Genomic DNA, 25,368 nt, shown 5'->3' with positions numbered 1-25,368 from the left:
GCAGCCAGAGGAAGGCCGTCGATGAAACCCCCGCCGTTGTCGCGTAAGGCCCTGCTCGCATTCGTCTTCCTGCTCACCCTGACGCTGGCCGGCGCGCCGGTCGCGGTTCCCGAGAGCGCCGCCGCCGGTCGGTCGGCGGCCGGGGCGCCCGGCGCCACCGGCGCCGTCACCTGGCCCACCGAGCCGTCCGCCGCCGCCCTGTTGACGGCGGGCACCGACGAGCGGGCGAGGGCGGAGCAGTTCTACTTCGTCCTGCCGGACCGGTTCGCCAACGGAGACCCGCGCAACGACCGGGGCGGTCTGACCGGCGACCGTCTGCGCACCGGTTACGACCCGACGGACAAGGGCTTCTACCAGGGCGGTGACCTCAAAGGACTGATCGACCGGCTCGACTACATCGAGGGGCTGGGCACCACCGCCATCTGGCTCGCACCGGTCTTCGCCAACCGCCCGGTGCAGGGCGAGGGCGACGACGCGTCGGCCGGCTACCACGGCTACTGGATCACCGACTTCACCCAGGTCGACCCGCACTTCGGCACCGCCGCCGACCTCAAGCGTCTGGTCCAGTCGGCGCACCGACGCGGCATCAAGGTCTACCTCGACGTGATCGTCAACCACACCGCGGACGTCATCAGCTACGCCGAGAACCGGCAGACCTACGTGGACAAGGCCACCACGCCGTACCGGGACGCGCAGGGTCGGCCGTTCGAGGACGCCAACTTCGCCGACGGCACCCGTCCCTTCCCCGAGGTGAACAGCCGGTCCTTCCCGTACACGCCGACGTTCCGCACCCCGGCGGACGCGACGGTCAAGGTGCCCTCCTGGCTCAACGACCCGACCATGTACCACAACCGGGGCGACTCCACCTTCGTCGGCGAGAACAGCGAGTACGGCGACTTCGTCGGTCTGGACGACCTGTGGACCGAGCGACCCGAGGTGGTCCGGGGCATGACCAAGATCTATGCCGACTGGGTGCGCTCCACTGGTGTGGACGGCTTCCGGCTGGACACCGTCAAGCACGTCAACATGGACTTCTGGCCGCAGTTCAGCCAGGGCGTCACCCAGGCCGCCGCCCGCGCCGGCAAGCCGGACTTCTTCATGTTCGGCGAGGTGTACAGCGCCGACCCGGAGATCGCCTCCCGCTACGTCCGACAGGGCGGCCTGCCGGCCACCCTGGACTTCGGCTTCCAGGAGGCGGCGCGTGGCTTCACCGCCGACGACGGCCCCGCCACGGCACTGGCCGACCTGTACGCCCGCGACGACCTGTACGCCGCCCGCAACACCGACGCCGGCCGGCTGCCCACCTTCCTCGGCAACCACGACATGGGCCGGATCGGCTCGTTCATCGCCGGCGGCGACACCGACCCCGCCACCCACCTGCGCCGCGACCAGCTCGCCCACGAACTGATGTTCCTCACCCGAGGCCAGCCCGTCGTCTACTCCGGCGACGAACAGGGCTTCACCGGCGCGGGCGGGGACAAGGACGCCCGACAGCCGATGTTCGCCTCCCGCACCGCCGACTACCTCGACGACGACCTGCTGGGCACCGACCGCACCCACGCCCAGGACCAGTTCGACCCGGCGCATCCGCTGTACCGGACCATCGCCGGGCTGGGCCAGCTGCGCCGGGCACACCCGGCGCTGCGCGACGGTGTACAGGTGACGCGCCACGCCGCCGACGGCCCGGGCGTCTTCGCCTTCTCCCGGTTCGACCCGCGTGACCGCACCGAGTACGTCGTCGCGGTCAACAATGCGCGGACCACGCAGACTGTCACCGTGGACACCTGGTCGGCCGGCACCCCCTTCACCGCGATCTACGGCGCATCCGGTCGGCGGGCCGCCGCCGCTGACGGCACGCTGACCCTGACCGTGCCCCCGCTCTCGGCGGTGGTGCACCGGGCCGGTCGGCCGGTCGCGGTGCCCGCCGCGAAGCCGGGTCTGACCATCACCACCCCGACGGGTACGCCGGTGGCCACCCGGGCCGAGGTGACCGCGCAGGTCAGCGGGGACCCGCTGGCCACCGTCACGACGGCGGCCCGGGTGGCGGGCGGCAGGTGGACACTGCTCGGCTCGGCGCACCGGGCGCCGTACACCGTGCACCACGACCTGACCGGGCTGGCCGCCGGCACGAGGATCGAGTACAAGGCGGCGGTCCGGGACGGCCGGGGCCGCACCGCCACCGCCCGCTCCACCGCCACCGTCGGCACCCCGCCGACCGGGTCGTCCCGCGACTGGCTGGTGGTGCACCACCACCGCCCGGACGGCGACTACGGCGACTGGGGCCTGTACGCCTGGGGCGACATCGATCCGGCGTACGCCACCGAGTGGCCGCAGGGCCGCCCGTTCGACGGCACCGACTCGTACGGGCGGTTCGCCTGGGTGAAGCTGAAGCCGGGGGCGAAGTCGGTCGGTTTCCTGGTGGTCGACGCGGACGGCAACAAGGACGTCGACAACGACCGGACGGTGGACGTGACGCGCACCGGGGAGGTCTGGGTCAAACAGGGTGATCCGGCCACCTACCCGAGCCGGGAGGAGGCCGCCGGCGCACCGGCACCCCCGGTCGAGGAGGGTGTGGCGGCGATCCACTACCACCGGCCGGACGGCGACTACGACGGCTGGGGACTGCACCTGTGGGACGGCGCGGCCACGCCCACCGACTGGGCCCGACCGTTGCCGCCGACCCGCGTCGACTCGTACGGCGCCGAGTTCCGGGTGCCGTTGGCCGAGGGCGCGACCGGGCTGAGCTACATCATCCACTCCGGGGACACCAAGGACCTGCCACAGGACCAGCGGCTCGACTTCGCCGAGTCCGGTCGGGAGGTCTGGCTGCTCGCGGCGACACCGGGGCGGCTGCTGCCGGCGACGACCACCGGCGACAGCGGCGGTGACACCGACATCACCCGGCAGGCGGCGCACTGGATCGACCGCAGCACCGTCGCCTGGCGGACCGGTCCCACCGACGGTCGGGCGTACGCGTTGGTGACCGCACCCGCCGGTGGGGTGCGCGTGGTCGACGGCGAACTGGTCGGCACGTACACCTCGGTGCCGTTGACCGCGCGCCGCAACGGGCTCACCGAGGCGCAGCGTGATCGGTTCCCGCACCTGTGGGACCGGCACGCCTTCACCCTGGATCAGCGGGACCTGGCGACGGTGCCGGCGGCGCTGCGCGGGCAGGTGCTGGTGACCGAGCGGGCCGCCGACGGCACTCTGCTCGGTGCCACCGGTGTGCAGCTGCCGGGGGTGCTCGACGACGTCTACGCCCCGGCCACCACCGCCCGCCTGGGCGCCACCTTCACCGGCGGCGTGCCCTCCCTGGCGGTCTGGGCACCGACCGCGCGGACGGTGTCGCTGGAGCTGTTCGACTCGCCGACCGCCACACCGCGCGTGGTGACGATGCGCCGCGACGACCGCACCGGGGTCTGGTCGGTGCGCGGGGCGCGGGACTGGGCCGGCCGCTACTACCGGTACCGGGTGCAGGCGTGGCAGCCGGCCGCCCAGCAGGTGGTGACCGCCTCGGTCACCGACCCGTACTCGGTGGCCCTGGCGGCGGACTCCACACACAGCCAGATCGCCGACCTGACCGACCCGAAGCTGGCGCCGACGGGTTGGTCGAGCCTGCGCAAACCGAGTGCGGTGGCCCCGGCCAAGGTGCAGATCTCCGAGCTGTCGGTGCGGGACTTCTCGATCGCCGACAGCACCGTGCCGGCCGACCGTCGCGGCACCTTCCTCGCCTTCACCGACCCGGGCACCGCCGGGATGCGGCACCTCAGGTCGATCGCCGCCGCCGGGGTGACCCACCTGCACCTGCTGCCGGTCTTCGACTTCGCCACCATCCCCGAGCGGCGTGCCGACCAGCGCCGCCCCGACTGCGACCTGGCCGCCGCGCCGCCGGACTCCGAACGGCAGCAGGAGTGCGTCGCGGCGGTGAAGGACACCGACGGCTACAACTGGGGCTACGACCCGCTGCACTACACCGTCCCGGAGGGCGGGTACGCCGTGGACCCGGACGGCACGCGCCGGACCGTGGAGTTCCGGCAGATGGTGGCCGGGGTCAACGGTGCGGGCCTGCGGGTGGTGCTGGACGTGGTCTACAACCACACCTCGGCCGCCGGCACCGACCCGCGCTCGGTGCTCGACCAGATCGTCCCGGGCTACTACCACCGGTTGCTCGACGACGGCGCGGTGGCCAATTCCACCTGCTGCGCGAACACGGCGCCCGAGCACGCCATGATGGGCAAGCTGGTGGTCGACTCGCTGGTCACCTGGGCCCGGGAGTACAAGGTCGACGGGTTCCGCTTCGACCTGATGGGCCACCACCCCAAGGCGAACATCCTGGCCGTCCGCGCCGCGCTCGACCGGCTGACCGTGGCCCGCGACGGTGTGGACGGCAGGAAGATCCTGCTCTACGGCGAGGGCTGGAACTTCGGCGAGGTGGCCGACGGCGCGCGGTTCGTGCAGGCGACCCAGGCGAACATGGCCGGCACCGGGATCGGCACGTTCAACGACCGGCTGCGTGACGCGGTGCGCGGTGGCGGCCCGTTCGACGAGAACCCGCGCCACCAGGGCTTCGCCTCCGGTCTGTTCACCGACCCCAACGGCGACCCGGTCAACGGCTCGGCGGCCGAGCAGCGTACCCGGCTGCTGCACCAGCACGACCTGGTCAAGGTCGGGCTGACCGGCAACCTGCGCGGCTACCGGTTCACCGACACCGGCGGCCGGGAGGTGACCGGGGCACAGGTGGACTACAACGGCTCGCCGGCCGGGTACACCGACGCGCCGGGTGAGGCGATCACGTACGTCGACGCGCACGACAACGAGATCCTGTACGACGCGTTGGCCTACAAGCTGCCGCAGGGCACCTCCGCCCCGGACCGGGCCCGGATGCAGGTGCTGGCGTTGAGCACGGTGGTGATGGGGCAGGGTGCCGGGTTCGTGACCACCGGCACCGAGCGGCTGCGATCGAAGTCGCTGGACCGCAACTCGTACAACTCGGGGGACTGGTTCAACCAGATCCGGTGGGACTGCACCCAGGGCAACGGGTTCGGCATCGGGTTGCCGCCGGCCGAGGACAACCGGGACAAGTGGCCGTACGCGCGGCCGCTGTTGGCCGATCCGGCGCTGGTGCCGGACTGCGCGGCGATCGCGCTGACCGACGCCCGGTACGCCGAACTGCTGCGGATCCGGTCCTCCACGCCGGTCTTCGGGCTGCCCACCGCGCAGGAGGTGCAACGACGGGTCGCCTTCCCGCTCTCCGGTCCGCAGGAGACGCCGGGGGTGCTCACCATGACCCTGGACGCGCGTGGTCTGGGCGGGGCGTGGCGGTCGGTGACGGTGGTCTTCAACGGCACACCGCAGGAGGCGACGCAGCGGGTCGACGCCCTGCGCGGGGCGGACGTGTCCCTGCACCCGGTGCTGCGGTCCTCGGCCGATCCGGTGCTGCGGAGCGCGGCGTTCGAGCGGAACAGCGGCACGTTCCGGGTGCCGGCGCGCAGCGTGGCGGTGTTCGTCACGCGGTGACACGTGGTCCGGCCCCGCCGGTCCGATCCGTGGATCGGTCCGACGGGGCCGGGTCGTCACCTCGGCGTGAGGATCAGCCGAAGCAGTTCGGAATCGCGGTGATGCTGCCGGCGCAGTTGGTCGGCTTGTTGGCGGTGATCGCGGACTTGTCGTCCACGTTGACCACGCCGATGAAGCTGAACACGCCGCCCGGCGCGAGGGTGGCGAAGTTGTGCGACACCTTCGTCCGCTCCAGGTCGATCTCGCCGGAGACGGTGAAGACGCCTCCACCGACACCCAGCGGGCCGACGGCCCGGTTGCCACTGATCTCGCTGTTGCGGAAGGTCGCCTCGCCGGTGCCGTTGAAGACACCGCCACCGAAGAAGCCGGCCTTGTTCTCGACGATCTTGCTGTCCGTGACGTTGGCGATGGCGGTGAAGCCGAGCGCCAGGCCGCCGCCGACACCGACGGTGGTGTTCTTGGCGACCTCGACGTGCGCCAGCTCCAGGGTGCTGTCGTCGCCCGCAGCGGCCACACCGGCACCGGCCAGGACCGCCGTGTTGTTGACGACCTTCGAGTGCTGCACGGTGGTGTTGCCCTCGATGTCGAGCAGGCCGCCGCCGAAGCCGAGCACCTCGTTGCCGGTGATCTCGGTCTTCTCGATCAGTGCGGTGCCGCCGTCGATGTCCTCGCGGAAGATGAAGGCGGCACCGTTGGCGACGCCGCCGCCGCCGATGATGGCGTCGTTGTTGACGATCCTCGACTCGGCCACCCGCAGCACGCTGGCGTTGAAGATGCCGCCGCCGTACAGGAACGCGGTGTTGTCGGCGACCGTGGTGTGGTGCAGGTCGGCCTTGCCGAAGTTGGCCAGGCCCCCACCGACTCCACCGGCCTGGTTGGCGACGATGTGCGTCTCGGAGAACGAGGCGGTGCCGCCGGGCTGCACGAGCACGCCGCCACCGTCGTTGGACTCCGGCTCCAGCAGCACCGAGGGAGCCGCCTTGGCCTGGGCGGCCTTGAGCGCGGCACCCTTCGGCGCGGCCTGCAGCAGCGGCAGGTACGCCTTCTTGGCCTCGGCGGCCTTGGTCGCCTCCACCGAGTTGGAGAATCGCGACCACACCGCCTCGGGGGTGTCCCCGCCGACGGGCAGTGCCCGGGTCTGGCCGTTCTTGATGGTCAGGCCCTTGACGGTCAGGTTTCCGCCGCGGCCCACGTTGAGGATGCGGAACTCCTCGGCCGTGGCGTCCCGGACGATCTTGGTGTCGTGCCCCTTGAGGACGACGTTCTCGGTGATGACCGGCAGGCCGTTGGGGCCGGTGCCGTCACCCAGGTCGGAACGGGTCAGTGTGTAGGTGCACCCCTTGGCGAGGTTGAGCACGCCGCCGTGGTTGTCGTTGGCGAAGACCAACGCCTGGATCAGCTTGTCGGAGTCGCAGGGCACCTCCTTCTCGCGGTCCTTGCGGTCGTCGCCACCACGGTCCTTGTCGTGGCCACCGCGGTCGTCGCGCTGGTCGCCACCGCGGTCCCGCTTCTTGCCCTCGTGCCCCTCGGCGGCGTCCGGGCCCCGGTCACTGTCGGAGCTGACCTGCTGGGCGGTGGACCAACGCAGACCGTCGGCGCTGACCGCGCCGGCGCCGATACCGACGGCGGCGATGCTGACCACGCCGGTGAGACCGGCGACGCCACTGGCGAGCCAGAAGGCGCGACGCCGCTTCGGCGCCACCTCCGGCTCCGCGGCGTTGTTCTTAGCTTGGTAGTTGGACATCGGAGCTCTCTGCCCTCTCGTCGTACCAGACAGGGTCGTCACACGCGGGTGAGCTTCCCCTGCTACAAATCGGTTGTAGCTCCCACATGCACCGTATGAGAGTGTTCCTCGCTTCGCGCCCATATCCGAGATAACCCCACATTGGGTACGGGCTGCGCGGGAGTGGTGCAAGCGCACTGAAGGGTGCAATCCGGGCCAAGTCCGTGGCGATCGGCCGCCGACGCCCGTCGGGGCGGGGACGCGACCCGGGCTCCTCCGCACGCGGCGGAGGAGCCCGTCTATGTGGTCGTGCTCTGGAATCACCCGTACGCAGAAGGAACGATCAGCCGAAGCAGCGCTCCGGCACGACCGGGCTGCCGGAGCAGTTGGTCGGTCGGTTGGCGGTCACCGCGGAGCTGCGGTCGATCCGCACGCCGTCGTTGGTGGTGTAGATGCCGCCGGGCGGCAGCACCGAGAAGTTGGCCTGGACCGTGGAGCGTTCCAACCGGACCTGGCCGCCGTCGTTGTAGATGCCGCCGGCCACCGAGTTCTGGCCGACCACCCGGTTGGCCACGATCGCGGTGTCCCGCACGACGGCGGTGCCCCCGTAGGTGGCCAGTCCGCCACCGTTGCGCTCGGCGACGTTGTCGGTGATCTCGCTCTGCGCGATCACCGCCGTACTCTCGGGTCCCACGCCCAGCCCGCCGGACGTGTCGTCGGCGGAGTTGCGGGCCACCAGGACCTTCTCCAACGCGAGCTGGCCGTCGCCCAGGGCGAGCAGGCCACCGCCGTCCTCGCCGCTGTGGTTGCCGACGACCCTGCTCTGGGTCAGCGTCGCGGTGCCCCGATAGGTGAGGACGCCACCGGCGTTGTCGGTGGCCCGGTTGTGCTCGATGGTGCTCTTCCAGACCCAGAGCGTGCCACCGGCGCCGGGGAGCCCGAGGCCGGGCACGCCGTTGCCGATGCCGCCGCCGGCGACCGCGCTGTTGTCCGTGATCGAGGATTCCTCGAGCCGGAACACCCCGGCGTTGAACACGCCGCCGCCGACACCACCGGCGCTGCTGGTCGCCACCCGGCTGTGGGCGACCCGTGCGGTGCCGAAGTTGGCGATCGCGCCGCCGTTGCCGCCGGCGTGGTGCAGCAGGAACTCGCTGTGCTCGACGTCGGCGCGGCCGCCCCGCTGCACGAGCAGGCCGGCGCCGTCGCCCGGCGCGACGTCGACGAGTGTGGCGTCGCCACCGGCACCCCGGGCGGCCTCGGTGGCCGAGGCACCCGTGGCGGCGGGGACCTTCGCGGCGGCCTTGGCGGCGGGGGCCTTCGTCGGCGTGGCCGCCTTCGCGCCCGCCTTCGCGCCCGCCTTCGCGTTCGTGCCGGCTCCTGCCTTCGCCGGCTTCGCGGCGGCCTTCGCGGAGAGCTCGACCTTCGCCCTCGACGCCGCGATCGGGTCAGCCTGGGTCAGCCCACCCTTGACGACGACGTTCTTCAGGGTCAGGTGACCGCTGCGGCCCACGTTGAGAATCCGGAACGGCTCGGCGTTCGCCGCCCGGACGATCGTGGTGTCGCGCCCGGCGAGCGTGACCGCCTGGGTGATCACCGGCAACCCGTTGGGGCCGGTGCCGTCGCCCACGTCGGAGCGGGTCAGCTCGTAGGTGCACCCCTTGGCCAGCTCCAGCGTGCCGCCGCGGTTGTCGTTGGCGTGCTCGATGGCCTGGATCAGTTTGTCGCTGTCGCAGGGCACCTCGTGTCCCCGCTCCTTGTCGTCGCGACGCTGCTCGCCGGAGGACGCCTCGCGGCCCTTGTGCTCCGCGCCGGTCCGGGCGGCCTTGTCATCGCCCCGACCGGCCTCCTCGTCGCCCCGGCCGTTCTCCCCGGTGGTCGGGCCGGGAGCCTCCGATTTCGGCGCGGCCGCGGGTTGGGCGTCCGAGGCGTTGTTGCGGTCCCCGGACTTCTGGTCCCGAGCGGCCACGCCGCCCAGGGCGGCCAGTCCGACCACCCCGGTGAGGCCGGCGACTCCGGCGGCCACCCATATCTTGCGTCGTCGTCGACCTGGCGGGACCGGAGGCGGCCCACCGTACGAAGTCAACTCGTCATTGGACATCAGAGCCTTCCGCCCTTTCCTCCTACCAGACTGACCCGCACCCGTACGAAGCAGCGCGAGTAGCTACAAACAGCCTGTAGCTTCTGATGACCACCGTATGAGAAGCATCTTCGCGAGGATGACTAATACGAAAAAACCCCATAACTGCCTCAGTTCGGGCGTGCGGCTGCCAATCGGGGGGAGTGGCACCGAAAGCGCCGGACAACCCGGGACATGACGAAGGGCGGGCCCTCCGCAGCGGCGAGCGTCCGCCACTGGAAAGGCCCGCCCTTCGGCGGGTCGTACGGGTCAGCCCGGCAGGCGGGGGCCCGCCTCGCGCTGCTCGGCCAGCCAGGTCTCCACCTCGTCGGCCCGGCGCGGCAGGCCGGCCGACAGGTTCACCGCACCGGCCGAGGTGACCAGGATGTCGTCCTCGATCCGGATGCCGACACCCCGCAGCTCCTCCGGCACCAGCTCGTCCTCCGGCTGGAAGTACAGCCCCGGCTCGACGGTGAGCACATACCCCTCGCCCAGCTCCCCGTCCCGGTACTTCTCCTTGCGCGCGTGGGAGCAGTCGTGCACGTCGATGCCGAGCATGTGCCCGAAGCCGTGCAGCGTCCACCGCCGGTACACGGTCGACGACTCGTCCATCGCCTCGTCCACACTCACCGGCAGCAGCCCCAGCTCGGCCAACCCCTCGGCGAGCACCCGCATGCAGGTCAGGTGGACGTCCTTGAACTTCACGCCCGGCTTGATGACGTCGATGCCGGCCTGCTGAGAGGCGTACACGATGTCGTAGACCTGGCGCTGCAACGGGGTGAACCGGCCGTCGACCGGGAGTACCCGGGTCACGTCGGCGGTGTAGAGGTGGTTCCCCTCCACGCCCATGTCCATCAGCAGCAGCTCACCCGGACGGGTGACACCGTGGTTGTGCACCCAGTGCAGGATCGTGGCGTGCTCGCCGGAGCCGACGATCGAGCCGTACCCGACGTCGTTGCCGTCGTGCCGGGCGCGTAGCGCGAAGACGCCCTCCAGCAGCCGCTCCGAGACGCCCCGGTCGGCCGGCAGCACCCGGGCCACGTCCTCGAAGCCGCGTACCGTCGCGTCGATCGCGTCCTGGAGCTGGGCGATCTCCCACTCGTCCTTGACCAGCTTCAACTCCGCCACGGCGATCGCGAGCTCCCGGTCGCGGGCCGGCTGACCGTCGGCCCGCGACCCGTCGTACGGGCGCACGGCCGAGTCCACCGAGGCGTCGAACCCGCGCAGCACCCGGGTCCGCGCCGGGGCCAGGTCGCCCAGCGTCGCCTCCAGCTCCGTCAGGTCGGCGGTGGGGAGCCCCAGCTCGGTCGACTTCTCCGCCAGCGTGTGCCGGCGGCCCACCCACAGCTCACCGTGGCGGCTGCGGAAGAACTCGTCGGTCTCGCGTGAGGAGCGGGGACGCATGAACAGGGTGGCGTCGTGCCCGGAGCCGTCGGGCCGCAGCACCAGGACCCCGTCCGGGTCGTAGTCCCCGGTCAGGTACGCGAAGTCGCTGCCCGGACGGAACCGGTACTCGGTGTCGTTGGCGCGGACCTTCTCGCCGCCGGTGGGGATCACCAGCGTCTCGCCGGGGAAGGCCGCGGAGAGCGCCGCGCGACGCTTGGCGTAGTTCGGTACCTCCGGTCGGGGGCCGACCGGCAGCCCGGTGTCCCGCCACCCCTGCCGCATGAACGACAGGAACGCCGGTGGGAAGTCCGGGTCGTGAGACTCCGTGCCGTCGGCCGGCTTGCCGTCGGTGCGCTCCTCGGTCATTCCCCGCTCCCTTCGCCGCATCGCTGGTGCCGACGGTACCCCGAAACCCGTTCCGGTCCAGAGGCCGGCAGTGCCGCGCCGCCCGATCCGGACGCGTGGAAAGATGACGGCCATGTGCGGACTCCTGGCCTTTTTCAGTGCCCGCGGCGACGCCGCCGCCCACCGCGACAACATCGCCGCAGCGCTGGAATGCCTGCACCACCGTGGCCCGGACGAGACCGGCGTCGAGGTGGTCGGGGACGCCTCCGGCCGGTACGCGGACGGGGTGTTCGCCCACAAACGGCTCGCGATCATCGACGTGGCGCTCAGCCACGAGCCGCTGCCCTACGCCGACGGCCGTTACCTGCTCACCTTCAACGGCGAGATCTACAACTACATCGAGCTGCGCGAGGAGCTGATCCGCGACTACGGGGCCCGGTTCGCCACCAACGGTGACGGCGAGGTGATCGTCGCCGGCTACCACTACTGGGGCGAGCAGGTGCTCACCCGGTTGCGTGGCATGTTCGCCTTCGTCATCTGGGACCGGCAGGAGCGCCGGGCGTTCGGCGCCCGCGACTACTACGGCATCAAGCCGCTGCACTACCTGGAGACCGCCGACGGGCTCTACCTCGCCTCGGAGAAGAAGGCCCTGCTGCCGTTCGCGCAGTCCGCGTACGCCGGGGACGCCGGGGTGGATACCGCGAACCTGAGCCACTACCTGACCCTGCAGTACGTCCCCGAGCCGGGCACCCTGCACCGGGGGATCAGCCGGATCGGCTCGGGTGAGTACCTCACCTGGACCCCGGGTGGCCGGATCGACGTGCGGCGCTGGTACCGGCCGGTGTTCCGGCCCGGCCCGGTCGCCGACGAGCAGAAGCTCTACCACGAGATCCGTGAGACGCTGCGCGAGAGCGTCCGCATGCACATGCGTTCGGACGTGCCGGTCGGGTCGTTCCTGTCCAGCGGCATCGACTCCACCGCCGTGGTGGCGTTGGCCCGCGAGTTCAACCCGAACATCCTCACCTTCACCGTCGGCTACGACGTGCCCGGATACTCGGAGATCGACGTCGCCCAGGAGTCGGCCCGCCACCTCGACGTGACCACGATCCCGACGAAGATCGGGCCGCAGGACATGATCGACGCGCTGCCGAAGATCGTCTGGCACCTGGACGACCCGGTCGCCGACCCGGCGCTGGTGCCGCTCTACTTCGTCGCCAAGAAGGCCGCCGAGCACGTCACCGTGGTGCTCTCCGGCGAGGGCGCGGACGAGTTCTTCGGCGGGTACACGATCTATCGTGAGCCGCTGTCGCTCAGCGGCGTCAACGGGCTGCCCGGCGGGGTCCAGAAGGGTCTGCGGGCGGTCTCCAAGGCCATCCCGCAGGGCGTCAAGGGTAAGAGCTTCCTGGAGCGCGGCACCACCCCGATCGAGGAGCGCTACTACGGCAACGCGCGGATGTTCACCGAGGAGGAGAAGCAGCACCTGCTGCGTCGCTACGACCCCTCGGTGCGCTACACCGACGTGACCGCGCCGATCTACGCCGAGTGCGCCGAGCTGGACGACGTCACCAAGATGCAGTACGTCGACCTCTACACCTGGCTGCGCGGGGACATCCTGGTCAAGGCCGACCGGATCTCCATGGCGCACTCGCTGGAGGTGCGGGTGCCCTTCCTCGACCGGGACGTGTTCGAGGTCGCGGCGAAGATCCCGGTCGACCTCAAGCTGCCGCCCCGCTCGGACGCCACCAAGTACGCCATGCGCCAGGCGTTGCAGGGTGTGGTGCCGCCGGCCATCGTCAACCGCAAGAAGTTGGGCTTCCCGACCCCGACCCGGGTCTGGCTGCGCGGCGAGATGTACGAGTGGGCCCGGCACGTGTTGAGCACCTCCGGCGCCGGAGACCTGCTCGACCTGTCGTACGCGCTGCGTCTGCTCGACGAGCACAAGCGCGAGGAGGCCGACCACTCCCGCAAGGTGTGGACGGTCCTGATCTTCTGCGTCTGGCACGCCATCTTCGTGGCCAAGACGCTGGACCCGGGCATCCAGCGCAACCAGTCCGCGCTGCTCACCAAGCCCGTCGTCGGCTCCATGGTGCGCTGACCCCGGACACGAACGAGCCCCCCTGCGGACATCCGCAGGGGGGCCGTTTCGCGTTCGACCGCGTCAGCGGGCGGAGCAGGTGGCCGTCGGTAGCGAGGTACTGCTACCGCTGGCCAGGAAGCCGAACGTCGTGCTGCCGTTGACGCCGAGACTTCCGTTGTAGGCGACGTTCGTCGCGGACACCGTCGACCCGGACGAGGTCTGGGTCGCGTTCCAGACCTGGCTGATCTGCTGGCCGCTCGGCCAGGTCCAGCTCGCGGTCCAGCCGTTGAGCGCCGCGGTGCCGTTGTTCCGAACCTCGACCTCGCCCTGGAAACCACCGGACCAGGTGCTGGTCACCCGCAGGGTGGCAGCGCAGCCACCGGTGCCGGGCGGCGGGGTGGTGGGCGGCGGCGTGGTGGGCGGCGGGGTGGTCGGCGGAGGCGTGGTGGGCGGCGGGGTGGTGGGCGGCGGGGTCGTGCCGCCACCGATCCCGGTCACCTCACCGTTGCCACCGTCGAAGGCCACGTCGGAGCAGCCGAAGAAGTTCTCCTGGCTGTCCGAGCGGACCCACCGCGAGTAGATGATGTGTCGGCCGGTCTTGTTGGCCGGCAGGGTCCCGGTGAAGTAGTAGTGGCCGTCGTTGGTGCCGACCGCGCCGCGCTGCGGCGGGTTGGTCACCGTCAGGAACGGCTGCTCCTCCAGGTCGCTCCAGGCCAGCGCCCGGGTCGGGCTCCAGCTGTTCTTGGTCACGTAGAAGTAGAACGTGCCCGGGTGGTGCGCCCAGTTGCTGTACCGGAACTCGATGGACCGGCCGGCGGTCAGGTGGGTGATCGGCCAGTCGTTACGGGCCAGGTCGAAGCCGCGGAAGCCGGTGGCGCCGCCGCTGCAGAGCTGGCCGTCGGGGATGAAGCCGGTGGTCCGCCCGTTGGCGTCCGAGCGCAGCACGCTGAACCAGTTGTACAGCGAGTTGGCACCGGACTGGGCGACCGCGGCGGAACAGGCCGGGTTCTGCGGCCGGATCTCCCCGGTGGGGGAGAGGCCGTCGCGCCAGCACAGGAACGTGCGGGCGCCCGGCGTCATCGCCGCGCCGTGCGCGGCGGCCGGGTCGGGGCTGGCCGTCACGGCGACGACCGCGCTCGCGGCGAGGGTGACGGCCGCGAAGAACATCGCGGCCAGACGAGGTCGGTGCACAGGTTCTCCTGACTCGCGGGGCACACCGTGCGGGGTGGCCCCGCCGAAGCGCGCGGGAGGATGAAAGCTCGCTCCCGCAGCTAGGGGCGAATGCGACGAAGCGGCGACGTGTGCACGGGGTCTATGCCCTCCCGGCACGATGCCGCCGGTGATATGTCGACGCGTACGTATGCCCTCGCGTCCATGACCCGGCGCCGATGACGCGCAGCCCCCGCGCCATCCGGCACCACCATCCCAGCACGCCGACGCGGTCGACGCAATAGCTGTTCCTCGATGTGCACGACGTCGGTTCGCGTCGGCCGGTACGCGCCAATACCGTGGCGTGCATGCCCGGCGGCGGATCGCTGTGCCAGCCTGGGCGGCAGCGGACGGCCGACGGAAGGGACCGGGATGGGATACGCAGTGGTGCTCGGTGAGGCGCTCGTCGACCTGCTCGACACCGAGAGCGAGGGTGGCCGCGTCTTCCGGCAGGCCGTCGGCGGCGGCCCGCTGAACGTCGCCGTCGGCGTCGCCCGCCTCGGCGGCGCGGTGCAGTTCGTCGGCTCGCTCGGCGACGACGTGCTCGCCGGGCGGATCCGCGACCTGCTGGCCGCCGAGCGGGTCGGCACGGCCGGGACGCTCACCGCCCCGGTGCCGACCACGTTGGCGGTCACCACCTTCTCCGGTCCGGAACCGGACTTCCGCTTCTACGGCGATCCGCCCTCCTACGCGGTGCTGACCGCCGACGACGTCGATGCGACCCTGGTCGAGGACGCCGACGTGCTCTACTGCGGGTCGATCGTGCTGCTGGCGCCGACCACCCTGGCCGCCGCCCGCCGGGCCTGGTCGCTGGCGCCCGGGCTGCGGGTGTTCGACCCCAACGTCCGTCCGCGACTGCTGGACGGCCCGCAGGCACTGGCCGAACTGCGCGGGGTGGTCGCCGAGTTCGCCGCCGGTGCGCACCTGGTCAAGTTGAGCACCGCCGACGCGGAACTGCTCTACCCCGGCCAGCCGGTGGAGTCGGTGGCGGCGTACCTGCGCGAGGTGGGCGCGGGCACCGTCGTGGTCACCCTGGGCCCCGAGGGCGCGGTGGTCGCCGCCGCCGGCGCCGATCCGGTACGCGTACCCGCGCCCAGGGTGCACGCGGTCGACGCCACCGGCGCGGGCGACTCGGTGATGGCCGCGCTCGTCGCCGACCTGCTCGTCGACGGCGAGCCCGCCGAGCCGGGCGGCTGGACCGAGCGGGTGGCCTTCGCGTTGCGCGTCGCCGGTCTCGTCTGCGAACGGCCGGGCGGGGCCGTGGCCATGCCGACCCGGGCGCAGGTCCGCGAGCGCTTCACCGGCTGAGAGCGCCGGGTCCACGGATCAGGCGGTGCCGTCCAGCTCGGCGTAGCCACGGCGGGCCGCGATCAGCGCCGGGCGGGCCGGGAAGGGTGCCTCGGCGGCGACCCGCTCCGGCGGTGCCCCGCCGGTGTGCCCGGCCCGGATCAGCCAGGCCATCTCGGCCAGCTGGGTGTGCTGTGCCCGGACGAACTCGGCGTCGACCGGCTCACCGTGCCCGGGCACCACGACCGTCGCCGGGGTGGTCCACCGCAGCAACTCGGCCACCGCGTCGGGCCACTGCAACGGGAAGGAGTCCTCGAACGCCGGTGGGCCGGACTGCTCCACCAGGTCCCCGGCGACCAGCACGTCGGCGTCGGGCACCTGCACCACCAGGTCGGCGTCGGTGTGGCCGTGCCCCGGATGCCGCAGCACCACCCGTCGGCCGCCGACGTCGAGGGTCGCCTCGGTCCGGACCGTACGGGTGGGTGCCAGCAGCGGCGTGTCGGCCAACTCGGCGGCCAGCCCCGCATGCGCGTCGCGCAGTTCCGCGTACGCCTGGCGGCGCAGCTCGTCCGGATCGCCGCTCATCACCTCGGCGGCGCGGTCGTGCGCCCACACCGGGCGGGGCGGGTCGGCGGCGAACGTGGCGTTGCCGAACCAGTGGTCGTAGTGGTGGTGGGTGTTGACGATCGTCAGCGGGTCACCGGTGACCGCCCGTACGGCGGCGGCCAACTCGGCGGCCTGCCGCGCGCTGGAGAGCGTGTCGACCAGCAGCGCCGCGCCGTCGCCGCACACCAGCGTGACGTTGACCGCGAGCAGGGGCTCGCACAGCACGTGCACCCGGTCGGCGACCTCGACGAAGCGGACCGTCACGACGGTCGGCCGGCGCGTTCGACGAACCGCTGCCGGTCGACCACGACCCGTTCCACCCGGCCCTCGGCCACCCGCTGCCCACCCTCGGTCACCTCGACGTCGAAGACCAGCCGGCGCCGGTCGACCGTGGTCAGGGTGGCCTGCGCCACCACCGTCCGGCCCACCGGCGTGGCGGCCAGGTGCGTCAACTCGACCCGGGTGCCCACGCTGGTCGCACCGGCGGGCAGGTGCGGCGCGCTCGCCGCCACCGTGGCCGCCTCGACCAGCGCCAGCACCCGGGGGGTGCCGAGCACCGGTACGTCACCGGAGCCGACCGCCTCGGCGGTGTCGGCGTCGGTGACGGTCAACTCGACCCGGGCGGACAGACCCGGCGTCAGGGCGAGATCCGACTGCACCTGCATGGCCACAGCGTAGGGGCTCGCCGCGCCCTCGGCGACGCGTGCCGTCGGATGGCCCCCGTCCGGCTCGGCCCGCAGCGCCGTGGGCGGCTCCGACACGGTGGCGCGGCACGCAGGTGGTCCTGCGTGGGGCGGCCCAGGGTACGCCGTTAACCTTGTCCGCGATGTCTGCCGTGACCGACCCCCAGCCCCCGGCCCCGACCGAGCCGTCCGCCTCACCCGACGGCGGTCGCCGCCGCGTGATCGCGATGTCGCTGTGGAGCGTCGCCTTCGTGGCGGGCTGGCTCGTCATCGGCCTGCCCACCGACCCGCTGTACGCGTTCTTCTGGATCTGGGCGGGGACCATCGCCTGGAACTCCGCCCGCCCGTGGCGCAGTCACCTGCGCTTCGCCCGGGACTGGGTGCCGGTGGTGCTGCTGCTGGTCGCCTACAACCTGTCCCGGGGCTTCGCCTACCACGACGGGACGGTGCCGCACGCGTACGAGCTGATCCTGGCGGACCGGTTGATGTTCGGCTGGGCCATGGACGGCCAGGTGCCCACCGTCTGGTTGCAGCAGCACCTGTACCACCCCGAGGTGCGGTGGTGGGACGTCCTGGTCAGCTGGGTGTACTTCTCGCACTTCGTGGCGGCACTGGCCGCCGCCACCGTGCTCTGGATGCGTGAGCGCAGCCGGTGGGCGGCCTTCATGCGGCGCTGGTTCTTCCTCTGCGCCACCGGCCTGGTCACCTATTTCCTGTACCCGGCCGCGCCGCCGTGGTGGGCGGCGCAGAACGGGCTGATCGAGGAGGTCGCCCGGATCTCCACCCGGGGCTGGCGGGCGTTCGGCATGCACGGCGCCGGCAACCTGCTCAACGCCGGGCAGCTCGCCTCGAACCCGGTGGCCGCGATGCCGTCGCTGCACACCGCGTTCGCGCTGTTCGTGGTGCTGTTCTTCATGAACACCGTGCGACGCCGGTGGTGGCCGCTGCTGCTGTCGTACCCGCTGGCGATGACCTTCACCCTGGTCTACAGCGGCGAGCACTACGTGATCGACGTGCTGGTCGGCTGGGCGTACGTCGGGATCACCTTCCTGGCGGTCGGCGCGGCCGAGCGGTGGTGGTCGCGCCGCAAGGCCCGCCGGGCCGCCGCCACCGACCCACCTCCGGACGACCGGGACGCACCGGCCGCACCACCGGTGGTCCCGGCCACCCACTGACCGGTCGTCGCGCGGGCCCGCGCCGGCCGCCCTAGGGGCCTGTGTCGAAGTCCCTGGCCGCCTCGGCTCGACCGAGGACTTCGACACAGGCCCTAGCCGCGACGGGCGGCCCGACCCCGGGCGGTCAGCTCCGCCGCCAGCGCCCAGGCGTCGGCGAGGTCACGGTCGACCGCCGCCGCGCCGGCCCCACCGGCGGTGTCCACGTGCACGGTCGCCAGGCCGAGCAGCCGCTGGATCGGGCCCTGCACCACCCGGACGCTCTGGAACCGGGCGTACGGCACCATCGTCAGTTGGCGGGTGAGCAGCCCGGACCGGACGGCGAAGACCTCGTCGGTCAGCCCCGCGCCGAGCACCTGACGGCTCAGCGGGTTCACCCAGCGGGCCCGGGTCGGCGGCGGGACCAGCGGCAACGACGCCAGGGTGACCCCAGGCAGCACCTCGGCGAGGATGATCTCGCCGGTCGCCAGGTCCCCCACGGGCAGCAGACGGTCCGGTCGGTTGCGCTGGTCGGCCTCGCCCGCGGCGTAGCCCGCCACCTCCAGGCGCATCCGCAGCCAGCCCTTCATCCGCCAGAGCAACGGCCAGGTCATCCCGACCGTCTGCACCCGGTGCAGCGGCACCGTCTGCACCCGCGTCTCCAGCAGGCCGTTGCGGATGCGCAGCCGGTCGGCGTCCCGCGCGAGCTGGAACCGCCAGTCGTCGAGCACCCGACGCACGGGTTGCAGCAGGATGCCCGCCATCGCGGTCAGCGTGCTCGCCACCGCGATGAACGACCACGATCCCTCGGACAGGAACTGCACGGTGACGAAGGCCACGCCGATCGGCAGCAGGAACGCCTGCGGGGTCAGCAACTGGCTGATCAGCAGGTCCCGGTTCTCGACCGCGTGCAACGGGCGTCCCGGCGGCGGGCCGGCCGTCCCGTCGTCCGCCGGTGCCGTCTCCTGGTCCGCCGACTCGCCCGACGCCACCGCGTCCGGACGGGCCGGGGCGACGGCCGGCCCGCCCGCGAGCGCCAGCAACCGCTGCCGCAACGCGGACGCCTCCGCGACGCTGAGGTACGCCAGCGGCGCCTCCGTCTTGCCGCCCCCGACCACCTCCAGCCGCAGTTCGGCCAGGCCGGTGAGCTGCGCCAGCAGCGGGCGGACCACCTCGACGGCCTGGAGCCGTTCCAGCGGAATGGCCCGGGTCCGTCGCCAGAGCAGCCCCTCGTGGATACGCAGTTCCCGGCCCACCACCTGGTAGCCCGTGTAGTACCAACTGATCACGGCCAGCACGGTCGCGCCGAGCGCGAGCACGATCACCATGGTCACGAACCACCCGAACCCGACCCGGGACAGCGTCGACCAGGACAGCCCGGCGATGACCACGGCCAGCGACTTCGCGCCGTGCAGCGCCGGGCTCAGCGGGTGCAGCCGCTGCCGCGCCTGCGCCGTGTCCGGCGCACCGCCGGGATACGGCGGGTAGGGCCCGCCGTGCGGGTAGGGCCCCCCGTGCGGGTACGGCGCCCCCTGCGGGGAGGACGCGCCCGGCTGGTGGGGCGTCCCGGGCGGATATGGCGGATATGGCGGGTACGGCTGGTGGGGCGTCGCGTGCGGGTACGGCGCACCGGCGACGACCGGTGGGGCAGGTGTCTCGGGCCGTGCCGGCGGCCCGCCCAGGGACTGCTCCGGCGGCGGCGCCGTGGGGGTGCCGGGCGGTCCCGGATGGGCGACCGGTGGCGCCACGTCGCCCGTACGGGGCTCGGGCCGGTCCGGTGCCGACCCGACCGGGCCCGTCACAGCCCTTCCGCCCGGTCCTCGCCCAGCGCGGTGAGCCGGTCACGCAGCCGGGACGCCTCGGCCGGCCGCAGACCCGGCACGCGGGCGTCACTGGCGGCCGCCGCAGTGTGCAACTGCACGGTCGCCAGGTCGAACGCGCGCTCCAACGGACCGGCGCTGACGTCGACGAACTGCATCCGGGAGTACGGCACGATGGACAGGCGGCGCACCAGCAGCCCGTGCCGGACCAGGAGATCGTCCTCACGTTCGGCGTAGCCCCAGGCGCGTACCGCGCGGACGATGGTCACCGCCCGCCAGACCGCGAACAGCAGCACGGCACCGAGCGCCGCGCCGAACGGCCAGGTGCCGCTGAGCGCCCAGCCGATGCCGATGCCCGCCGAGACGACGACCACCACGGCGGACAGCCGCAGCAGCTCCACCCAGATCAGGTCGGACGAGATCGACTGCCACCGTACGGTGTCCGGCCAGGGTTCGAGCGGCCCGGCCGATGCCGGGGCGTTCGGGGCGTCATCGCTCACTGAGCACGTCTTTCGTTCGCGACTGCGGGGCTCGCAAGCTCACTCCTCGCGCTCACCGAGCCGACCTTTCGTTCGCGACTGCGGGGCTCGCAAGCTCACTCCTCGCGCTCACCATCAAGTAGCCGTTGTACGCGTTCACTCTTCGAGCGTAGGCGATCCCGGGAGCGGGGTGACCTCGCGCAGGAAGCCCCGCGCGGTGAGGAAGTCGCCGAGTGAGGGACGGTGGAGGTCACAGGCGAGCCACGTCTTGCGTCGCTCGGGCGTGTGCAGGCGTGGGTTGTTCCAGCGCAGTGCCCACCCGGCGGAGGCGCGACATCCACGGGCCGAACAGATCAGAGCCTCGGCGGAGGTGTCGGAATCGTCCATCGCACCCAGTCTAGGGCGACGGGAATGAGTGAGCGCCGGGCGGCCACGGGGGAAGCCGCCCGGCGACGGAAGAATGGTACACACGCGGGGGCGGCATCTGTCCACTGGCGATCGGCGATTCGCCTGGCGGGCAACGGCGTGGCGGAAATCGGTCGCTCCCACAGTCGGTACTCAGTCGGGCATGCGAGGCTTGGTGACGCACACGCCGCTACGACCGAGCACGCTGTGGAGGACCGGTGGCCCAGCCGACCACGCCCGACGCTCCGACGCCGAACGGGGCAACGCCCCCGGCGGTCTCGCCGCCGACCACTCCGGCCCAGGACGCCACGCTGCTGGAGCGGGCGCTGTTCGAGATCAAGCGGGTGATCGTCGGGCAGGACCGGATGGTCGAACGGATGTTCGTGGCGCTGCTGGCCCGGGGACACTGCCTGCTGGAGGGCGTACCCGGAGTGGCCAAGACGCTCGCGGTGGAGACGCTCGCCCGCGTGGTCGGCGGGTCGTTCGCCCGGGTGCAGTTCACCCCGGACCTGGTGCCGGCCGACATCATGGGTACCCGGATCTATCGGCAGTCCAGCGAGAAGTTCGACGTCGAGCTGGGGCCGGTGTTCGTCAACTTCCTGCTCGCCGACGAGATCAACCGGGCGCCGGCGAAGGTGCAGTCGGCGCTGCTGGAGGTGATGAGCGAGCGTCAGGTCTCGATCGGCGGCGAGACGCACCGGGTGCCCAATCCGTTCCTGGTGATGGCGACGCAGAACCCGATCGAGCAGGAGGGCGTCTACCCGCTGCCGGAGGCGCAGCGGGACCGGTTCCTCATGAAGATCGTGGTGGGCTATCCCACCGACGCCGAGGAGCGGGAGATCGTCTACCGGATGGGGGTGTCCCCGCCCGAACCCACCGCCGTCTTCGACACCGCCGACCTGATCGCCCTGCAACAGAAGGCGGACCAGGTCTTCGTGCACAACGCGTTGGTCGACTACGCGGTCCGGCTGGTGCTGGCCACGCGTACGCCGGCCGAGCACGGCATGCCCGACGTGGCGCAACTGATTCAGTACGGTGCCAGCCCACGGGCCTCGCTCGGGTTGGTCCGGGCGACCCGGGCGCTGGCGCTGCTGCGGGGCCGGGACTACGCCCTGCCGCAGGACGTGCAGGACATCGCGCCGGACATCCTGCGTCACCGCCTGGTGCTCAGCTACGACGCGCTCGCCGACGACGTGCCCGCCGACCACGTGGTGCACCGGGTGATGTCGACCATCCCGCTGCCGTCGGTCGCGCCCCGGCAGCAGGCCACGCCACCGGGTGCGGTGGCGCCGACCTCGGGGTGGCCCGGGCAGCGGCCGTGACCCCGAGCACCCCTCCATCCCAGCAGCCACCGAACGTGGCGGACAACCGCTCCGGCGCGGTGCTGTCCCGCTTGCAGTTGATGGTCACCCGGAAGCTGGACGGGCTGTTGCAGGGCGACTACGCCGGTCTGCTGCCCGGCCCGGGCAGCGAGGCGGGGGAGTCGCGGGAGTACCGGCCCGGTGACGACGTCCGGCGGATGGACTGGCCGGTGACCGCGCGGACCACCACGGCGCACGTGCGGCGTACGGTGGCCGACCGGGAGTTGGAGACGTGGCTGGCGGTGGACCTCTCGGCCAGCCTGGACTTCGGCACCGGCCGGTGGCTCAAACGGGACGTGGTGGTGGCCGCCGTGGCGGCGATCACGCACCTGACCGTGCGGGGCGGCAACCGGATCGGTGCGGTGGTGGGCAGCGGCGGTGAGCGTCCCGCCGCCCGGCGGGGCTGGCGGGCGACGCCCGAGCCGGCCGGGCCGGGGCGTCTGGTCCGGCTGCCCGCCCGGTCCGGGCGCAAGGAGGCACAGGGCATGCTGCGCGCCATCGCCGGCACCCCGATCCAGCCGGGTCGGGGCGATCTCGGTGCGCTGATCGACATGCTCAACCGCCCGCCGCGGCGACGCGGTGTCGCGGTGGTCGTCTCCGACTTCCTCGCCCCGCCGGCCCAGTGGGCCCGGCCGCTGCGCAAGCTGCGGGTACGCCACGACGTGCTGGCGATCGAGGTGGTCGACCCGCGTGAGCTGGAACTGCCGGACGTGGGGGTGTTGCCGGTGGTGGACCCGGAGACCGGGGAACTGCACGAGGTGCAGACCGCCGACCCGAGCCTGCGGCACCGCTACGCGGCGGCCGCTGCCGCCCAGCGGGCGGAGATCTCCGCCGCGATGCGCGCGGCCGGCGCCGCGCACCTGCGACTTCGTACGGACCGAGACTGGCTGCTGGACATGGTGCGTTTCGTGGCCGCCCAGCGGCACGCCCGCACCCGGGGGACGACACGATGATCCGACTGCTCCAACCGTGGTGGCTGCTGGCGGTGCTGCCGGTGCTGGCCCTCGCCGCGTTGTACGTGTGGCGGCAGTTCCGCCGCCGCGAGTACGCGATGCGGTTCACCAACGTCGACCTGCTGCGGACCGTGGCGCCGAAGGGGTTGGGCTGGCGTCGGCACGTACCCGCGACCGCGTTCCTGCTGGCCCTGCTGGTGCTGGCCGGTGCGCTGGCCCGTCCGGCGATGGACACCCGGGAGCCGCTGGAGCGGGCCACGATCATGCTGGCCATCGACGTGTCGCTGTCGATGCAGGCGGACGACGTGGCGCCGAGCCGGCTGGAGGCCGCGCAGGAGGCGGCCAAGCAGTTCGTCGGGGAACTGCCCGAGAGCTACAACGTCGGGCTGGTGTCGTTCGCGAAGTCGGCCAACGTGCTGGTGCCGCCGACCAAGGACCGCCCGGCGGTGACCAGTGCCATCGACGGGCTGGTGCTGGCCGAGGCGACCGCCACCGGTGAGGCGGTCTTCACCTGCCTGGAGGCGATCCGCTCGGTGCCGGCCGACGGTGCGGCGGGTATCCCGCCGGCCCGGATCGTGCTGCTCTCCGACGGCTTCCGCACGGCCGGTCGGTCGGTGGAGGAGGCGGCTGCGGCGGCGCAGGCGGCGAACGTACCGGTCTCCACCATCGCCTTCGGCACCGACACAGGGCACGTGGACATCGGTGGGCAGTTGCAGCGGGTGCCGGTGGACCGGATGGCGTTGGCCGAGTTGGCCGAGACGACCGAGGGCTACTTCTACGAGGCGGCCACGGTCACCGAGCTCAAGCAGGTGTACCAGGACATGGGCAGCTCGATCGGTTTCCGGACCGAGGCGCGGGAGATCACCCAGTGGTACGCCGGCATCGCCCTGTTGCTGGCGCTCTGCGCCGGGGCGTTCAGCCTGCTCTGGTCGTCCCGGATGCTCTGACCGGCGCGGCCGTGCGGTCGGGTCGTGCGGTCAGTGGGTGCTGCTGGCCAGCACGAAGAGCACGGCCACCCAGACGGCGGCGAGGGTGAAGCCCAGCGGGGCGACGTAACGGCTCATGGAACGCTCCGGGTGGCGACGGCGGTCCGGGCGGGGTGGACCGCGTGGGGGTGGATCGAGGAGGCGCACACGAAGTCGTGACCGAACGGCTTCCGGGCGCACCCGCGCGTTCCGTCGCCCCGGCGGGTGGGCCGGGCGGTGGCGCAGGGGGTGCGTGGGGAGCGGGGCCAGATCAGGCGGAGCGGTGCTCAGCGTGACTGGCGGTCGGCCCGGCCACGACTGGGAGGATCGCTATCTCGCACAGCGATCACCTCCTGCGGTCGGGGTCCGGACGAGCGGTGCCGCCGGGCGGCCCGCAAACGCGATGATCGTACACCCGTGGTGGCGTACCGGCCCACTCGGCCGACCGCACCGGCGGCCCGGCTCCGATCGGCGCGGATGGTGCCGGTGTCGGGCGGGGCGGGTTAGTGATTACCGTGCGGTAGCGCCTAGTCTCCAACCCGCAGCGATCTTCCGGAGAGGACCCACCGTGTCTCGAACTGTGCTGGTTACCGGCGGCAACCGCGGAATCGGTCTGGCCATCGCCCAGGCGTTCGCCAAGCAGGGCGACCGGGTGGCGATCACCCACCGGGGCAGCGGGGCGCCGGAGGGGCTGTTCGGTGTGCGGTGCGACATCACCGACGCCGAGTCGGTCGACGCCGCGTTCAGCGCGGTCGAGGCGGAGTTGGGGCCGGTGGAGGTGCTGGTCGCCAACGCCGGTATCACCGACGACACGCTGCTGCTGCGGATGTCCGAGGAGCAGTTCACCCGGGTGCTGGACACCAACCTGACCGGTGCGTACCGCTGCGCCAAGCGCGCCTCGGGGAAGATGCTGCGGGCCAAGTGGGGACGCATGATCTTCGTCTCCTCGGTGGTCGGCCTCTCCGGCGGCGCCGGGCAGGTCAACTACGCGGCCAGCAAGGCCGGCCTGGTCGGGGTGGCCCGCTCGATCACCCGGGAGTTGGGCACCCGGAACATCACCGCCAACGTCGTCGCGCCCGGCTTCATCGAGACCGACATGACCGCGGGACTGAGCGCGGACCGCAAGGCGGAGATCCTCAAGTCGATCCCGGCCGGTCGGATGGCCGCGCCGGACGAGGTCGCCGCGGTGGTCACCTGGCTGGCCGGCGACGGCGCCGGGTACGTCTCCGGCGCGGTCATCCCGGTCGACGGCGGCCTCGGCATGGGCCACTGACCCTGAGCACGG

At 72.2% G+C, this 25,368-nt stretch carries 18 protein-coding genes; 8 read left to right on the top strand and 10 right to left on the bottom strand.

Translation table 11 applies throughout. The features are described 5' to 3' along the window. The first annotated feature begins 21 nt into the window (after window positions 1–21). Window positions 22–5,517 carry a pullulanase-type alpha-1,6-glucosidase gene (gene pulA, locus ACFYTT_RS18340; RefSeq protein WP_387260563.1) on the top strand — a complete coding sequence of 1,832 codons (5,496 nt, stop codon included), beginning with the start codon at window positions 22–24 and terminating at the stop codon, window positions 5,515–5,517. Between the two features lie 73 nt (window positions 5,518–5,590). Here the strand turns inward: pulA and ACFYTT_RS18335 are convergent, their stop codons facing one another. The 3 genes from ACFYTT_RS18335 to ACFYTT_RS18325 form a co-directional block, all read right to left on the bottom strand. Then, window positions 5,591–7,261: a hypothetical protein gene (locus ACFYTT_RS18335; protein WP_131054736.1), complete on the bottom strand. Its 1,671-nt coding sequence runs from the start codon at window positions 7,259–7,261 to the stop codon at window positions 5,591–5,593. A 322-nt stretch (window positions 7,262–7,583) separates the two neighbouring features. Further along, on the bottom strand, window positions 7,584–9,338 hold the full coding sequence (locus ACFYTT_RS18330) for a right-handed parallel beta-helix repeat-containing protein (protein WP_387260559.1): 1,755 nt from the start codon (window positions 9,336–9,338) through the stop codon (window positions 7,584–7,586). A 288-nt stretch (window positions 9,339–9,626) separates the two neighbouring features. Next, window positions 9,627–11,108 carry an aminopeptidase P family protein gene (locus tag ACFYTT_RS18325; protein ID WP_387260556.1) on the bottom strand — a complete coding sequence of 494 codons (1,482 nt, stop codon included), beginning with the start codon at window positions 11,106–11,108 and terminating at the stop codon, window positions 9,627–9,629. A gap of 112 nt (window positions 11,109–11,220) precedes the next feature. Here ACFYTT_RS18325 and asnB point away from each other — a divergent pair, with 112 nt between their 5' ends. Continuing rightward, complete coding sequence (asnB, locus tag ACFYTT_RS18320; RefSeq protein ID WP_131056236.1) at window positions 11,221–13,182, top strand: asparagine synthase (glutamine-hydrolyzing); 1,962 nt, start codon at window positions 11,221–11,223, stop codon at window positions 13,180–13,182. A 63-nt stretch (window positions 13,183–13,245) separates the two neighbouring features. Here asnB and ACFYTT_RS18315 read toward each other — a convergent pair whose 3' ends face one another. Beyond that, window positions 13,246–14,331, bottom strand: a complete 1,086-nt coding sequence (locus ACFYTT_RS18315) for a lytic polysaccharide monooxygenase (RefSeq protein ID WP_387260996.1) — start codon at window positions 14,329–14,331, stop codon at window positions 13,246–13,248. A gap of 414 nt (window positions 14,332–14,745) precedes the next feature. Here ACFYTT_RS18315 and ACFYTT_RS18310 point away from each other — a divergent pair, with 414 nt between their 5' ends. Continuing rightward, window positions 14,746–15,681 (top strand): carbohydrate kinase, encoded by a 936-nt coding sequence (locus ACFYTT_RS18310; RefSeq protein ID WP_176094609.1) that lies wholly within the window; start codon window positions 14,746–14,748, stop codon window positions 15,679–15,681. Window positions 15,682–15,699: 18 nt separating this feature from the next. Here ACFYTT_RS18310 and ACFYTT_RS18305 read toward each other — a convergent pair whose 3' ends face one another. Both ACFYTT_RS18305 and ACFYTT_RS18300 read right to left on the bottom strand, forming a co-directional pair. Then, window positions 15,700–16,530, bottom strand: a complete 831-nt coding sequence (locus tag ACFYTT_RS18305; protein WP_387260552.1) for an MBL fold metallo-hydrolase — start codon at window positions 16,528–16,530, stop codon at window positions 15,700–15,702. Beyond that, complete coding sequence (locus ACFYTT_RS18300) at window positions 16,527–16,931, bottom strand: thioesterase family protein (RefSeq protein WP_387260549.1); 405 nt, start codon at window positions 16,929–16,931, stop codon at window positions 16,527–16,529. The genes ACFYTT_RS18305 and ACFYTT_RS18300 overlap by 4 nt, the downstream gene beginning before the upstream one ends. A 161-nt stretch (window positions 16,932–17,092) precedes the next feature. Between ACFYTT_RS18300 and ACFYTT_RS18295 the strand changes: the two genes are divergently transcribed. Beyond that, window positions 17,093–18,124 carry a phosphatase PAP2 family protein gene (locus ACFYTT_RS18295; protein WP_176094606.1) on the top strand — a complete coding sequence of 344 codons (1,032 nt, stop codon included), beginning with the start codon at window positions 17,093–17,095 and terminating at the stop codon, window positions 18,122–18,124. 92 nt (window positions 18,125–18,216) lie between these two features. Here ACFYTT_RS18295 and ACFYTT_RS18290 read toward each other — a convergent pair whose 3' ends face one another. The 3 genes from ACFYTT_RS18290 to ACFYTT_RS18280 all read right to left on the bottom strand — a co-directional run bounded on the left by ACFYTT_RS18290 (window position 18,217) and on the right by ACFYTT_RS18280 (window position 20,786). Continuing rightward, window positions 18,217–19,536, bottom strand: coding sequence for a PH domain-containing protein (locus ACFYTT_RS18290; RefSeq protein ID WP_254877069.1), 1,320 nt, complete (start codon window positions 19,534–19,536; stop codon window positions 18,217–18,219). A 362-nt stretch (window positions 19,537–19,898) separates the two neighbouring features. Next, on the bottom strand, window positions 19,899–20,420 hold the full coding sequence (locus ACFYTT_RS18285; protein ID WP_131057178.1) for a PH domain-containing protein: 522 nt from the start codon (window positions 20,418–20,420) through the stop codon (window positions 19,899–19,901). Window positions 20,421–20,555: 135 nt separating this feature from the next. Further along, a complete protein-coding gene (locus ACFYTT_RS18280) occupies window positions 20,556–20,786 on the bottom strand; it encodes a hypothetical protein (RefSeq protein ID WP_357218361.1) in 231 nt (76 codons plus the stop codon). Between the two features lie 236 nt (window positions 20,787–21,022). Here ACFYTT_RS18280 and ACFYTT_RS18275 point away from each other — a divergent pair, with 236 nt between their 5' ends. From ACFYTT_RS18275 to ACFYTT_RS18265, 3 genes are read left to right on the top strand one after another with little or no spacing between them, the layout of a single operon-like run. After that, on the top strand, window positions 21,023–22,126 hold the full coding sequence (locus ACFYTT_RS18275) for a MoxR family ATPase (RefSeq protein ID WP_131057174.1): 1,104 nt from the start codon (window positions 21,023–21,025) through the stop codon (window positions 22,124–22,126). Further along, on the top strand, window positions 22,105–23,118 hold the full coding sequence (locus ACFYTT_RS18270) for a DUF58 domain-containing protein (RefSeq protein ID WP_357218365.1): 1,014 nt from the start codon (window positions 22,105–22,107) through the stop codon (window positions 23,116–23,118). Before ACFYTT_RS18275 ends, ACFYTT_RS18270 begins: the two co-directional genes overlap by 22 nt. Next, window positions 23,115–24,065: a VWA domain-containing protein gene (locus ACFYTT_RS18265; RefSeq protein ID WP_131054927.1), complete on the top strand. Its 951-nt coding sequence runs from the start codon at window positions 23,115–23,117 to the stop codon at window positions 24,063–24,065. The genes ACFYTT_RS18270 and ACFYTT_RS18265 overlap by 4 nt, the downstream gene beginning before the upstream one ends. Window positions 24,066–24,095: 30 nt before the next feature. Here ACFYTT_RS18265 and ACFYTT_RS18260 read toward each other — a convergent pair whose 3' ends face one another. Next, the gene (locus ACFYTT_RS18260; RefSeq protein WP_161595013.1) at window positions 24,096–24,251 is read right to left on the bottom strand and encodes a hypothetical protein; all 156 of its coding nucleotides are present in this window, start codon (window positions 24,249–24,251) and stop codon (window positions 24,096–24,098) included. A 400-nt stretch (window positions 24,252–24,651) separates the two neighbouring features. Here ACFYTT_RS18260 and fabG point away from each other — a divergent pair, with 400 nt between their 5' ends. After that, window positions 24,652–25,356: a 3-oxoacyl-ACP reductase FabG gene (gene fabG / locus ACFYTT_RS18255; protein ID WP_357218369.1), complete on the top strand. Its 705-nt coding sequence runs from the start codon at window positions 24,652–24,654 to the stop codon at window positions 25,354–25,356. The last annotated feature ends 12 nt before the right edge of the window (window positions 25,357–25,368 follow it).

The sequence above is a fragment of the Micromonospora sp. NPDC003816 genome (assembly GCF_042874705.1).
Lineage (GTDB): Bacteria > Actinomycetota > Actinomycetes > Mycobacteriales > Micromonosporaceae > Micromonospora.
The sequence above is the reverse complement of the archived record's forward strand: the minus strand, read 5'-3'. Positions and strand labels throughout refer to the sequence as shown.

Excerpts from the sequence above, each read along its gene's own strand:
- ACFYTT_RS18315 (WP_387260996.1), bottom strand. The coding sequence starts at position 14,331 with ATGTTCTTCGCGGCCGTCACCCTCGCCGCGAGCGCGGTCGTCGCCGTG.
- ACFYTT_RS18325 (WP_387260556.1), bottom strand. The coding sequence starts at position 11,108 with ATGACCGAGGAGCGCACCGACGGCAAGCCGGCCGACGGCACGGAGTCT.
- ACFYTT_RS18310 (WP_176094609.1), top strand. The coding sequence starts at position 14,746 with ATGGGATACGCAGTGGTGCTCGGTGAGGCGCTCGTCGACCTGCTCGAC.
- ACFYTT_RS18300 (WP_387260549.1), bottom strand. The coding sequence starts at position 16,931 with ATGCAGGTGCAGTCGGATCTCGCCCTGACGCCGGGTCTGTCCGCCCGG.
- asnB (WP_131056236.1), top strand. The coding sequence starts at position 11,221 with ATGTGCGGACTCCTGGCCTTTTTCAGTGCCCGCGGCGACGCCGCCGCC.
- ACFYTT_RS18265 (WP_131054927.1), top strand. The coding sequence starts at position 23,115 with ATGATCCGACTGCTCCAACCGTGGTGGCTGCTGGCGGTGCTGCCGGTG.
- ACFYTT_RS18335 (WP_131054736.1), bottom strand. The coding sequence starts at position 7,261 with ATGTCCAACTACCAAGCTAAGAACAACGCCGCGGAGCCGGAGGTGGCG.
- ACFYTT_RS18295 (WP_176094606.1), top strand. The coding sequence starts at position 17,093 with ATGTCTGCCGTGACCGACCCCCAGCCCCCGGCCCCGACCGAGCCGTCC.
- pulA (WP_387260563.1), top strand. The coding sequence starts at position 22 with ATGAAACCCCCGCCGTTGTCGCGTAAGGCCCTGCTCGCATTCGTCTTC.
- ACFYTT_RS18330 (WP_387260559.1), bottom strand. The coding sequence starts at position 9,338 with ATGTCCAATGACGAGTTGACTTCGTACGGTGGGCCGCCTCCGGTCCCG.
- ACFYTT_RS18280 (WP_357218361.1), bottom strand. The coding sequence starts at position 20,786 with ATGGACGATTCCGACACCTCCGCCGAGGCTCTGATCTGTTCGGCCCGT.